Origin of the sequence: Algoriphagus confluentis, from assembly GCF_036245625.1 — a bacterium.
In the GTDB taxonomy this organism is placed as follows: domain Bacteria; phylum Bacteroidota; class Bacteroidia; order Cytophagales; family Cyclobacteriaceae; genus Algoriphagus; species Algoriphagus confluentis.
This window is the reverse complement of sequence record NZ_BTPD01000005.1, coordinates 239,284-252,320: the sequence shown is the minus strand read 5'-3', so window position 1 is coordinate 252,320 and position 13,037 is coordinate 239,284. Positions and strand designations below refer to the sequence as shown.

Here is a 13,037-nt window from a genome sequence, read left to right as displayed (position 1 = left end):
CGCACTTTTGACTGTTGCAGGTTCGCACTCAACCTTTGCATCGTCGTGTCAGACATCGAAAACCAAGGGATGGAGAAGAAAAAAATTGGAATGGAGCGCTCACCGACCGAAACGGACAAAAATCCCGATGTACTCAGAAGAAAAATCAGAAAGAGGCTTGCCCCCTAAAGGAGGCTCGGGCTACGGCTTCACGAAACGGCCTTCCTGAGTCCCAGGCTTGCCGGGACTTAGGTGAAGGGTAAGTGGAGTGAAGCGGTAGCCGTGGGGAGTGAAAGCCCTTTCCTGAAGTGGAGAGCAAAGAGCTGTCATTTGAAAAATGACGCAAAGGAATCTAAACGAAAGGAGTGGGCGAAACGGGGGAATAATCTGCAAGGATTCAGCCTATTGAAAAATTTCCTTTTAAAATAATACTTAAGCCCTTATTTTAGGCTTGAACTAGTTGACCTATGAATTCAAAAATTTTTTGCCTTGAAGGCGAATGGCATACAAATGATTTACGTGACCAATCCACGGTTGAAACTTACCTGCGCTTTTTGAAGGAAACATTTGGGATCGATTATCTCTACCGTAAAGTCAATACCAGAGAGGCCTTCTTCAAATATTTGGAACAATTAGGGAGGTATTCCAAAGGTCGATATAAAGATTATTCCATTATCTACCTAGCCTTTCACGGAGATAAAAAAAAACTTTGGCTCGATGAAATCGATGCCGTCGAAATTGACGAGTTATCTGAAATAAAATCCACTCCATTATTGAATCGTATAGTTCATTTCGGAAGTTGCCGAACCTTAAAAATGAACGTTGAGGATTTGGAGGAATTTTGGATTAGCTCGCAAGCCAAAGCAGTCAGTGGCTTTTCGAGAAACATAGATTTCATGGAAGCTTCCTTGTTTGATATTGCCTATTTACACAAGCTTTGCTCTTTAAAACACACAGGAAAAATTTTCAATTTCATGAATAACAAATTCAAAAGACTTTCCAATGATCTGGGATTTGTCTACATCGATAAGAATAACCCAAAAGATTAAATGACCCAAGCAGTACACAATAAACTCGTTTCCTTTATCTGGTCCATAGCGGACGATTGCCTCCGGGATGTCTATGTCCGGGGAAAATACCGAGACGTCATCCTTCCCATGGTCGTGCTGAGACGGCTCGATGCACTTTTGGAAAAAACCAAAGCGGAAGTATTGGAAGAAGTAGCCTTTCAGCGAAACGAAGCAAAGTTTACCGAATGGGATGAAAATGGCCTCAGGGATGCCTCTGGATATGTATTTTACAACACTAGCGAATGGACGCTCCAACGAATCCACGCTACAGCCACCAATAATCAGCAAATCCTCCTCGCCAACTTTGAGGACTACTTGGAGGGATTCAGTCCCAATGTTAAGGAGATCATCAGCAAGTTTAAGCTCAAAAGTCAGGTTCGGCACATGGCCTCCAAGGACGTGCTGCTCAATGTGCTAGAAAAATTCACCTCCCCTTACATCAATCTAACTCCGGAGGAAAAGGCCGATCCGGAAGGAAGAAAACTCCCGGGCTTGAGCAACCTCGGAATGGGCTATGTTTTCGAAGAACTGATCCGAAAATTCAACGAGGAAAACAACGAAGAAGCTGGGGAGCACTTTACCCCTCGGGAGGTAATCGACCTCATGACGCACATCATCTTCGAACCGGTCAAAGACCAGCTACCCCAAGTCATGACGATCTACGACCCGGCTTGCGGTTCGGGTGGTATGCTGACCGAATCCCAAAATTTCATCAAAGACGAGGATGGGGAGATTTGTGCCACCGGGGATGTGTATCTCTATGGTAAGGAGATCAACGACGAGACTTATGCCATCTGCAAATCGGATATGATGATCAAGGGAAACAATCCTGAAAATATCCGCGTCGGCTCAACGCTTTCCACGGATGAATTTGTAGGACAGCCCTTTGACTTTATGCTATCAAATCCTCCTTATGGAAAGTCTTGGGCATCGGAACAGAAATTCATCAAAGATGGGAAAGACGTGATAGACCCAAGATTTCGGGTTCGACTCAAAGACTATTGGGGTGAGGAATCCGAAGTAGATGCTACCCCAAGATCATCTGATGGGCAGTTGCTTTTCCTCATGGAAATGGTCTCAAAGATGAAACCCGTCCATCAAAATGGCTTGGGTTCCCGCATCGCTTCCGTGCACAACGGTTCCAGTCTTTTCACAGGCGATGCAGGAGGAGGTGAAAGCAATATCCGTCGCTACCTGATCGAAAACGACTGGCTGGAAGCCATCATTCAGCTACCCAACAACCTCTTCTACAACACGGGTATCACGACCTATATCTGGATCCTAAGCAACAACAAATCAGAAAAGCGCAGGGGCAAAGTCCAGCTGATCGATGCCAACCTGCTTTTCCAGAAGCTTCGCAAAAACTTGGGAGCTAAAAACTGTGAGTTTTCCCCTGCCCATATCCGGGAGATCGTGGATGTCTATGAAGAGATGAAGGAAGTAGAAAAAACCATCCATCCGGAAACCCAAGAAGAATCCGGCTTAGCTTCTAAACTCTTTGACAATTCAGACTTTGGCTATTACAAAGTCACCATAGAGCGACCCAAGCGACTCAAAGCCCAATTTACCGAGGAGCGAATTGCCGAGCTTCGCTTTGACAAAAGCCTTCGCGAACCCATGGAGTGGGCCTATCAGGAATTCGGGAATGAGGTCTATACTGCACTGGACACGCATGTCAAGGCGATTAAAGAGTATTGCGAAAAGCAGGAACTTAATCTGAAAACCAAGCAAATCCATGCGCTGACCCATCCTGATCTCTGGCAAAAACAATTGGAGCTGCTCAATACCGCCCGAAGGTTGATGGCAGTCCTCGGAACCGAGGAGCACAGCGACTTCAATCTATTCCAAGAAGCGGTCGAAAAAAACTTGAAATCCCTAAACATCAAGCTCGGGGCCTCTGAAAAAAACGCAATCTATAATGCCATCTCTTGGTATGATGAAAATGCCGAAAAGGTGAAAAAAGCCTTGATCAAACTATCAGGCGATAAGCTGGAGCAAACCTTAACTCATCTTGGCTGCACCGAGACTGATCTTCCTGACTATGGCTTTTATCCAACCGGAAAGAAAGGGGAACCTGCCAGCCGTGGCTGGTTTCAAACCTACGAAACTGAATCCGATCTTCGAGACACGGAGAATGTCCCGTTGAAAGATTCCATCCATAACTACTTTCTGAAAGAGGTAAAACCCCATGTAAACGAAGCCTGGATCAATCTGGACTCAACCAAAATCGGCTACGAGATTAGCTTCAACAAATACTTCTATCGACACAAACCCCTGCGCTCACTGGAAGAAGTGACCGCCGATATTCTTTCTCTGGAAAGCGAAAGCGATGGACTGATCCGTGAAATCCTAAATCTAGTCTAATGGAAGCGACAATTGAAAATGTAGGATTTCAAACCTATTCAGACTATAAGGAATCGGGAGTGGAATGGCTTGGGGAAATTCCGCTGCATTGGAACATGAAGAGGTTTAAATATCTTGCTGATTATCATAAAGGTAAACTTCCCAAAAAAATTACCTCAGAATGGAAAGAGGGATTGTACCCTTACATGAGTATGGAATACTTGAGGGGAGGGGCTGCAAATCAATGGGTTCTTGATATGAAAATCAAAAATGTAGAAAAAGGTGAAATACTTTTACTTTGGGATGGTTCTAATTCAGGCGAGTTTATAAAAAGTAGACAAGGAGTTATTTCATCCACGGTAGCTCACATAAAATTTTTCAATATCGACAAAAGATATGCTTGGTATTACTCATTTAAAATTGAGCAAAAATTAAGGAACGAAACTATTGGTATGGGAATACCTCATGTTGACGGAGGAGAACTTAATAATACATATGTTCTTATCCCTTCACCAAATGAACAAACCGCCATTGCCGATTTCCTCGACAAAAAGACAGCCTTAATCGACAAGGCTATCCAGATCAAGCAAAAGCAGATTGCTTTGCTGCAAGAGCGTCGTCAGATTCTGATCCAGCAGGCCGTCACCCGAGGCCTCAATCCGAATGTCCCACTCAAAGACAGCGCAGTGGACTGGATCGGAATGATCCCAGAGCATTGGGAGGTTTGTCGAAATAGTAATATTTACAGCGAGAGTAAAAAACCTGGAAATGACTCACTAAAAATCCTTTCCGTTTCCATTCATACAGGTGTTTCTTCAGAAGAATTGAGCGATGAGGAGAACATTCGAGGAGCAATAAGAATTGAGGATAAATCTAGTTACAAACTTGTAGAACCAAACGACATCACTTTCAATATGATGCGAGCGTGGCAAGGCGGAATAGGCGCTGTGAAGGTGCGGGGAATGGTAAGTCCTGCGTACGTTGTGGCCTCACCTAAGTGTGAAATCAATTCTGAATTTTTCGAGTTCCAATACCGAACCCCAGAGTTTATCCAACAGATGGATAGGTTTTCTAAAGGCATAACTGATTTCAGAAAAAGGCTTTATTGGGCTGAATTCAAGCAATTGATAACAGTACTTCCCCCCTATAAGGAACAGTTGCAGATTGTTGGTTATATCAACGATATCACCCTAATGACCAAAAAAATCACAACTCTTAAAGAACAAGAAATCGAAAAGTTAAAGGAATTCAAGTCCACGCTGATCAACAGTGCAGTGACAGGGAAGATAAAAGTGGCTGGTGTATGAGGGAGTTAGTCTTTAATACAGAAAATGTCTTCAATTCCAGCTCAGAGGACGGTGCCTTGTTTCAATATGATTGTCAAACCTACCATATCCCGGCTTACCAGAGAGGCTATAAATGGGGTTCAGATCCGAATGGAGCGGTTACCATCCTTCTGAAAGATCTTAAGGAAGCTTTCTCAAAATATCAAAAAGGATCCAGCCGAGAATATTACCTTCAATACATTACGGTGAAAAGGAGCAAGTCAGGCGATGGTAATTTTCACCTTGAGGTAATTGATGGACAGCAGCGGCTCACTACCCTCTCTATCATTTTTTCAATCCTATCCAATTTAAATGGAACAGAGAATATCGCAGTAAACAGGCTGGATTATGCCATTAGAGCAAATTTTTTTCAAACTCATATCTATTCAAAAGAAAAACTCGCTGAATTATTAAAATACGAATGGGAGAATTTTAAAAAGACTAATCCTAACCAACTCGACAAGCAGGACATCTTCTATTTTTTCCAAGCTGCAAAACGAATTGAGAAATTCTTCCGGGACGAATTGAAAAAAAATGACTGGCACTCATTCCATGAATTTGTTTCAAAATGTGTCATGGTGATAGTTAATTCGGTTGAGTCCCACGTAAGCAGTGAAACAGTCTTCCGAAATTTAAACAGTAACAAAGTTCCATTGACTGAAACGGAGTTGGTAAAAGGCTATTTCATAACGAAAATTGGAAGGCAGGGGAAATCAAAAACCCATTTCCGAGAGATCTTAGAATTGCGCTCAAATCTTGGGCGAAAATGGGATGAAATCTCAGCTTGGTGTAATCGACCCGACGTCAGATCATTTTACTTCTCAGGAGGTGATGGCATGGAAGGATTGCTTACTATAACCGCAAAAATGCTTGAGGGTAAAAGCCAAAAGCAGTTAATAATAGGCAGAAAAGAAGACCATCATCTTTTTAACTTTTTCCATAGTTTGGATGACCTTGAAAATGCCTATCAACTTCTACGAGAAAATTACAATAAGCTATTAGACTGGTACAATAGAGATGATATTTATAACCTGATTGGCTTCTGTAGATTTACAAAAGGGAGAAAAAATAACTCATTAGATTTTCTAATTTCCCTCTTGAGAGTTCCTGAATACAAGGAACTTTTCAAAGTTCTCGAGAAAGCCAGACTAGATCTTTTACCCAAGGAGGAAATTCAGGAGTTGAGATATGGAGGAGATGATGACCAAGTTATCCATGCGGCGCTTTTGTACTTAAATGTATTTCCAGACGGAATTAGAAAAAGATTCGATTTCCATCTTTTCGAAACTGAAAAATGGACTTTGGAACATATTTTTCCGCAAAGCCCCGAAGGCAAGAAAAATCAATTAACACCAGACCAAAGAGAATTGGTTATCCAAATGCTGGGTGCAGATCTATCTGATGAATTGAATGACATTCTAAATAAAGATTCAAGAAACGACCACGAAAAAAGCATCTACTACGAGGCACTTAAAAGTCTTGGCCCTTTAAATTCTATTGGAAACATGTGCCTATTGTCTGATAGAGACAACAGCTCGAATGGAAATAAATTCTTTAAGGAAAAAAGGCAGAATATTCTTGAACTCATCCAAAAAGGCAGATTTGTGCCAAAGCATACTTTTGATGTTTTCAGCAAAATGATACCATCATTACCAGATGATAATTTGTCCATGTGGACAAGAGAAGATATCCAAGTTCATCAAGTTTACATTTTTGATTCTATTCAAAAAGCGAAGGAGGAAGTTAATCAATGAGGACAGGGAAATATTGCTTTAGGGATCTTTTTGTAAATCGATATATCGACCAAATTGTTATTCCCGAAATCCAACGAGATTATGTATGGCAAAAAGAACAAGTTAATGGATTGATCCTTTCATTGCTTGATGATTTCCAAAAGTATCAAAACTCAGCAATTGACTTGGGCGATATTCAAGATCAACAACTCAAAGCAGATTTCGAAGAGTTTTATAAAAAGAGAAATTATTCTTCCAACATAGGATTTATTTATGCCTATTGTGATGAGGAACTCCCAGGTAGATATTTTTTAATCGACGGCCAACAAAGGATAACGACTATTTTCTTATTGCTTTTAGTCATAGCCAATAGAAATGAATCTTTAAGAGAAAAATTTAGAGGCTCCTACTTGATTGAACGTAGTCAAAAGCTGGACTTCAGAGTACGAGATAATGCCCAAGAATTTTTCAGGAATTTTTGTCTCCATCTTCTTAACGAAAATGGCCCTGTAAATGAAAGAGCTTGGTTTTTTGAATTTTACAAGAATGATAAAACCATAAAAAACATCGATTCCAACCGATTGATTATCGATGAAGCCATAAACAACCTAGAAATTGATGAAACTGGATTTTTCAAATTCATTGAGGAGTATACCGAATTCTGGTACTTCGACACTAATGTGAGTGAACAAGGTGAAGAATTATACATCTATATGAATGCTCGAGGGGAGCAAATGCAAGGAAATGAGAATATAAAAGCTGAACTATTGAGCAAATTACCCAATCAAGAATCCAAGAATGAATACGGTAAGATATGGGAAGAATGGCAAGATTTCTTTTGGATTCATAGAGGGAAAAATGAAAATGCAGATCCTGGTTTCAACGAATTTTTGGCTTGCATTTCAGGCCTGGAAAACTACCTGGACGGAGATACCTCCAATTTTTATTCAAAGGAGGACTTCGATAGGCTTAGAGAAATTAGATCCAGTCAAGTAGTCAATCCTCTTTCCATAGAGAAAATTGAAGAATATTTTGCAGTTCTAAAATTCTTAGACGACAATAAAACTAAGTTTTGTACTCTTTACAACTATTCTCCATGGGTTGATAAATGTCTTACCGAATTTTGGGAAATTCTTAATTCCAAAGGAGGAACAAATTGGTATGCTAACTATGAAGATGATAATAGAGCGACCGAGAGAAACAGGATGGTCTTCCTTTGGAGTGTGTTCTACTTCTTTAAAGAGAGAATAAGAGAATACCCAGTTGAATCACAAGGCATTGATTTTATAATTGAGAATTTTAGATTTTTGAGGATGATCTATTTAAGATTTAAAAATTATAATAGATCTGTTAAATCAATTAAAGACACCGTCACTTTTATCCTTGAAGATTCGATAGGAGTTCTTGATCCCACAGACATTTCTCTACCTTTTGATATTGATGATCTGGACCAAAATGAATCTTTTGATTCAAAGATTAGAACCTTTGAAGAAATTGGAAAGAATAAAATACTAAATCAACTTCGAGGAAACCTTCAGAACCAAAGAGATTTTGAAGAGATAATCTGGGAAATCGAAGATCATCCTTACAATCTCGAAGGAAAAGACGTTGGAGGAACAAATATTTCCCATCTAATAGATTTTGATAATTCCCCTGAACTGATCGAATTACGGAAGATAAAAGACAAATTCTATGAACTATTCTCTCAAGAACCCAAAGACCATTTAGTTATTCAAAATGCTTTGCTTTTTTATGGTGAATATTGGCATCAAGAAAGTCCAACTTACTATAGGAACTTAAAATTTGACAATTGGAGAAGAATAATCAGAGGTTACGGATATTCAGATCTGTCTTCCGGAAAAACTACATTCAAGAGATTTTTTTATGATTTCTTACATTCGAATAAATCGATTGAAGATTTCGTGAAACAAAAAACAGATGAAGCCGATCTTACAGAAACATCTTCTTTGAGGCAAAAACTATTATGGTATTCCACACAATTGAAAACTAAAATGTGGGGAGAAGGGAATTTTATTGCAATATCATCGGGTTCTTCATTTGCATTAAACTGGTGGGAAAAAGATAGCAGATTTCAAGATGAATTTATACTATATAATACCAAAGGAAACCTTAAGGGAGGCTCCCCTAAACGACTAAGTGAAATGTTAAATTATGTCCAGCCAGACTAACGAACAAGCACTCGAATAGACCTTTGACAAATGGCTTACGTGAAAGTCTTTTGTCAATAAAATTTCTTGTTCTCTTGGTTTAACCGACTTAACCTTTATTTGATTTCAACTTAGATAAAACCCGCAATCAATTGATTTTCAATATGTTTTTATTTGATTCAAATTCAGAAATTCAACTTATCTCCAAATAAACCCATATGCCCAAAGAAATCATCTTTATATCGAGTGTACAGAAAGAGTTTGCCGCTGAGCGGAAGGCCCTTGCTGCCTACATCCGTGAAGATGAATTGCTGAAGCTTTTCTTCGAACCCTATCTATTTGAAGAGGTAGCTGCTACCGGAGAAAATCCGGGGGCGGTCTATCTGAAAGAGGTCAAGTCCTGTGATATTTATATAGGCCTATTGGGTACGGATTACGGTTTTGAGGATCGGGGAGGTATTTCTCCGACGGAACGGGAGTTTGATGCGGCGCAGGAATCCCACAAACCTTGCTGGGTTTTTATCAAAGGAAGCAGTGCTCTTCAACGCCACCCAAAAGAAGCCGCTTTCATAGAAAAAGTAGGGGAACGGGTTTCCAGAAAGCGATATGAAACCCTGGATGAACTGAAAAAGGAAATCTACCGCTCAGCCATTCTTTACCTCAAGCAAAGCGGAAAAATAGATGCAGATGATTTTGACAGTAGCATTTCTAGCAAGGCCGGATTGGAAGATATCTCTGAGGAGGCCTTGTCAGAATTTGTCCGGGAGGCAAAAGCCAAACGAAATTTCCCCCTGAAAGAATCCGATTCAAAAGAAAAAATCTTAACCCATCTACGGCTACTGCGGCAGGGACAATTGAGCAACAGCGCTATTCTTGCCTTTGGAAAAAATCCCCAAGTTTACTTTCCTTCAGCTACCGTTAAGTGTGCACATTTTCATGGATTGACCGTGAGTAAGCCTATCCCTGATTACAAGGAGTATGGAGGAACTGTTTTTCAAATGGCCGAGAATGCCTTGGATTTTGTCCTTTCTAAAATCAGTCTTGCGACGGGGGATAGAAGTAAATCGCTGTTGGTAGAGACTTCCTATGAGATTCCCCGAGCGGTAATTGCCGAAGCCATCATCAATGCCATTGCCCACCGGGACTACTACAGCAAGGGGAGCATTCAGGTCTCGGTATTCAAAGACCGAATCGAAATTTCCAATCCAGGCTCTTTGCCTAAGGAACTGGATATTGCCCAATTGAAAGATCCTCATAGCTCCTATCCTCACAACCCTACCTTGGCGAATTGCATGTTTCTGACCGGCGCCATTGAGCGCTTTGGCACAGGTATTCCTGAGATGTATGCGCTTACCGCCGAGAGAGGATTGAAAGCCCCTGATTTTGAGGACAACAAAACCTTTATGGTTACACTTTGGCGGCCTTCTGCCAGAACCGACCATGATACCGTACATGACACCGCACATGATGCCGCACATGATACCGCACATGATTTTTTGTTCCTGAATTTAGAATACCTACCGCATCGACTAATTTGGATATTGGAGGGGGAGATGAGTAGAAGTGAAATGATGGAAAAGCTTGGGCTGACTCACAGAACCAATTTCAATGATAACTACCTGGATCAAGCCTTTGAAAACGGTTGGATCGAAATGACCATTCCGGATAAACCACAAAGTAAAAAACAACGCTACCGATTGACTCAAGCAGGTATGGCAGAAAAAGAAAAAATCTCCAATGACTCCAAGCCAAACTAACGAACAAGCCCTCGAATCCACTATCGAAAAGAAACTCACCGGAAGCTACCTGGAAGAGTTGAAAGAACTGGGCACCACCGTGGATAGTTGGGCAGATACAAGAGGACATTATCAGGCCGGATGCGGCTACTGTATTGGCTCCCCAACCTATTTTGATGCCCTATTGGCAATCGATGAAGTTAATTAGTTTAATTCCAAGAAATAATGTAAAACCCTTCAATTTATGGCAATAAGTCTGATCAAAATAAATGGTGAACATAACAAGCTAAACTATGAAAAACTTGAATCTAGTTTTAAAAATCAGTTTGGAAACACATGTAATAGCGCTACTATTTATGTTCTTAACCGATTTCCAGTATTAGTTACAGCAGACTGTGACATCGATTTTGTATTAATAATTGCAATTGAAGATATTCAAGGGAATTATATCTATTTCACGAAGAATGACAGGAAGGTTTATTTGCACAATCTCATTATTCCAGTCAAATATATTTCAGATTATAAAAATGATGTTATAGAAATAGAAGGAGATAGTTTATTGGCGGCTGAATCTGAAATAAATTACGAGAAGGAAATCATCTCTTTAACTTATGGTTTTAAAAACTATCTAAAAAACAGGTGTGGTATCAAAGAGGAAGTGTACATTCATCCACTAGTCTTTATTGAATCAACATCTACGCATTGCGTTGAAAATCATTTAGTAAGTGGCACGTTTGATTTTAAGGCAATTTCTCTTTGGTTAAGAGAAAACAGACAAGAGATTTTCATTTCTTATTCGAAATGGAAAACACAATATGGATATGAAAATTTAGCATCTGAAATCAATCAAATTATAGAACAGGCAAGTTTTGATTCTGAATTTGGCTATTTAACAAAAAAGAAGATTGATAGAATAGGGAAAGAAATAAATAAAGAACAAGATTTACTAACCCATCTATCTAAGCAAATGATTATAATTAAAGGAAAGGCTGGTAGCGGAAAAACTTCCAATTTACTTTCTCTAAACATCTCTTCTTTAAAAAATAGGTTTAACACCTTAATGCTAACTTATAACAGGGTATTAGTTTACGATTTAGCTCAAATAATTAAACCACTTTTTAACACTCAAGAATTTAATCAGGAAGCCACGGTAGACACCTTACACGGATTCAATTACCGCTTATCCAAATCTCTTGGAGTTCTTCATGTAATGTCCCATGAGAGGATAGGTGAGATATTAAATAATTTAAAAATAAGATTAAGAGTTTCTTATGACTTAATTTCCCCACAAATACTGGTTAATGGAAAAACTGATTTCAATAATATTAAAACATTAATTCAAAATAGCAAACAAATTGACTCTCCTACAAAAGAGGTGGCCATTGATTTTATTAATTATTTATCTAAAAGGACGATAAATAGTAAAAGAGCAATGGCTCAATATTCCAAAGATTTCTATAGTTGGAAAGAGGAAAAGTTAACATCAATTGCTGCGGAAAAGGTGTTTTTATCTGATTACTATGGTGTATTGAAGAATGTACTCTTGCAGATAGATGACCCAGATAAGTTTTACGATGATTTTGATATAAAAAATAAAGGGAATTTAATTGATCTAGCTACAGGAGCTGGAGTCACTTATTTTAATGAGGATGGCATTATCGAAAAGAAAGATTTTGCAAAATTCAAAAATAGGCGTGTAGGCGGTAGAAAACGAAATAGAATCGTCTTCGTAGATGAAGCACAAGATTGCCATGTTTATGAAAAAGATATTTTGGCAAAAATCTTTGGAACAGATCGTTTGGTAATCGCCAATGGAGGGAAAGAACAGTTAATCCGTCATCAAGAACTTTGTAATTGGGAAGTAATCCGAGGTAAAAAGATTTCATCAATTATTAAAAACAAAAGAAACAAGAGCTATAGAGTAAAACCTCAGATTGCACATTTCTGTAACTTTTTTGCATCTGAATTTGGGATTGATTTAAATCTTGAAAGTACAGAAACCCAAGATTCAGGCGAGATTATATTTGACTTTCGACCTACACAGTCTGAAACTGAAACAAATGAGATATTCAACTTTCTTAATAAAAAGGGCGAAACCAATGGTTGTAAAGAATATGAAAGTATTCTAATCTTACTTGAATCCCTACAAAATGAAAACAAAAATTCTATTCCCTCCGAAGAGAACATTGCCATAAATGAATATGGAAATATCGTTGTCACAAAAGAATATATCAGGGGAGATTGGTCAAAGAAAAAAATCCTAGAAGAACGTGGGTACCAGTTTTTTGATGGAACGGTTGCAGACAAAACTAAACTAGGGCTGCCTTATCCAAATCAATTTAGACTGATTTATTATGAATCATGCCGTGGTTTGGAGGCCTGGTCTGTTTGCTGCTTTGACTTAGATAAATTCTTTATCAATAAAACTGAAGAAGAAGAGGCCGAGAAATTCCTAATTGACACAGAGAAAGATCATTTCAGTCAAAGTATGTTTGTTACTAATGAACAGAGAAAGAAAATGTTTGCGGCAACTTGGGTTTTAATGGCACTTACCCGAGCTATAGATACCTTGTATATAACCATTGATGAGGAGAACTCCGAATTGGGCCGAATAGTAAAAAAGTATACAAATCAGAATAGTAGAAATATAAAGGTTTATAGTTAATCAAAGTCATTCCAATCC

The 13,037-nt window shown here is 39.0% G+C and carries 9 protein-coding genes; all 9 read left to right on the top strand.

Annotated elements, in window-relative coordinates; translation table 11 throughout:
* The first annotated feature begins 45 nt into the window (after positions 1-45).
* The 9 genes from AAA943_RS09365 to AAA943_RS09325 all read left to right on the top strand — a co-directional run bounded on the left by AAA943_RS09365 (position 46) and on the right by AAA943_RS09325 (position 13,019).
* Positions 46-168 (top strand): hypothetical protein, encoded by a 123-nt coding sequence (locus AAA943_RS09365; RefSeq protein ID WP_338223968.1) that lies wholly within the window; start codon positions 46-48, stop codon positions 166-168.
* 278 nt (positions 169-446) lie between these two features.
* Entirely contained in the window at positions 447-1,028 is a 582-nt protein-coding gene (locus AAA943_RS09360; RefSeq protein WP_338223967.1) for a DUF6642 family protein, read from the top strand.
* On the top strand, positions 1,029-3,413 hold the full coding sequence (locus AAA943_RS09355; protein ID WP_338223966.1) for a type I restriction-modification system subunit M: 2,385 nt from the start codon (positions 1,029-1,031) through the stop codon (positions 3,411-3,413). It begins immediately after the preceding gene.
* Positions 3,413-4,699, top strand: a complete 1,287-nt coding sequence (locus AAA943_RS09350; protein ID WP_338223965.1) for a restriction endonuclease subunit S — start codon at positions 3,413-3,415, stop codon at positions 4,697-4,699. Before AAA943_RS09355 ends, AAA943_RS09350 begins: the two co-directional genes overlap by 1 nt.
* Positions 4,696-6,471 carry a DUF262 domain-containing protein gene (locus AAA943_RS09345; RefSeq protein ID WP_338223964.1) on the top strand — a complete coding sequence of 592 codons (1,776 nt, stop codon included), beginning with the start codon at positions 4,696-4,698 and terminating at the stop codon, positions 6,469-6,471. Before AAA943_RS09350 ends, AAA943_RS09345 begins: the two co-directional genes overlap by 4 nt.
* A complete protein-coding gene (locus AAA943_RS09340) occupies positions 6,468-8,639 on the top strand; it encodes a DUF262 domain-containing protein (RefSeq protein ID WP_338223963.1) in 2,172 nt (723 codons plus the stop codon). The genes AAA943_RS09345 and AAA943_RS09340 overlap by 4 nt, the downstream gene beginning before the upstream one ends.
* 197 nt (positions 8,640-8,836) lie before the next feature.
* Positions 8,837-10,375 (top strand): Fic family protein, encoded by a 1,539-nt coding sequence (locus AAA943_RS09335; protein WP_338223962.1) that lies wholly within the window; start codon positions 8,837-8,839, stop codon positions 10,373-10,375.
* On the top strand, positions 10,356-10,562 hold the full coding sequence (locus AAA943_RS09330; RefSeq protein ID WP_338223961.1) for a hypothetical protein: 207 nt from the start codon (positions 10,356-10,358) through the stop codon (positions 10,560-10,562). The genes AAA943_RS09335 and AAA943_RS09330 overlap by 20 nt, the downstream gene beginning before the upstream one ends.
* Positions 10,563-10,598: 36 nt before the next feature.
* Complete coding sequence (locus AAA943_RS09325) at positions 10,599-13,019, top strand: UvrD-helicase domain-containing protein (RefSeq protein WP_338223960.1); 2,421 nt, start codon at positions 10,599-10,601, stop codon at positions 13,017-13,019.
* Positions 13,020-13,037: the final 18 nt, after the last annotated feature.

What these genes read in the sequence shown, in the direction of transcription:
- AAA943_RS09360 (WP_338223967.1), top strand. Translation starts at nt 447, where the DNA reads ATGAATTCAAAAATTTTTTGCCTTGAAGGCGAATGGCATACAAATGAT.
- AAA943_RS09355 (WP_338223966.1), top strand. Translation starts at nt 1,029, where the DNA reads ATGACCCAAGCAGTACACAATAAACTCGTTTCCTTTATCTGGTCCATA.
- AAA943_RS09350 (WP_338223965.1), top strand. Translation starts at nt 3,413, where the DNA reads ATGGAAGCGACAATTGAAAATGTAGGATTTCAAACCTATTCAGACTAT.
- AAA943_RS09345 (WP_338223964.1), top strand. Translation starts at nt 4,696, where the DNA reads ATGAGGGAGTTAGTCTTTAATACAGAAAATGTCTTCAATTCCAGCTCA.
- AAA943_RS09340 (WP_338223963.1), top strand. Translation starts at nt 6,468, where the DNA reads ATGAGGACAGGGAAATATTGCTTTAGGGATCTTTTTGTAAATCGATAT.
- AAA943_RS09335 (WP_338223962.1), top strand. Translation starts at nt 8,837, where the DNA reads ATGCCCAAAGAAATCATCTTTATATCGAGTGTACAGAAAGAGTTTGCC.
- AAA943_RS09330 (WP_338223961.1), top strand. Translation starts at nt 10,356, where the DNA reads ATGACTCCAAGCCAAACTAACGAACAAGCCCTCGAATCCACTATCGAA.
- AAA943_RS09325 (WP_338223960.1), top strand. Translation starts at nt 10,599, where the DNA reads ATGGCAATAAGTCTGATCAAAATAAATGGTGAACATAACAAGCTAAAC.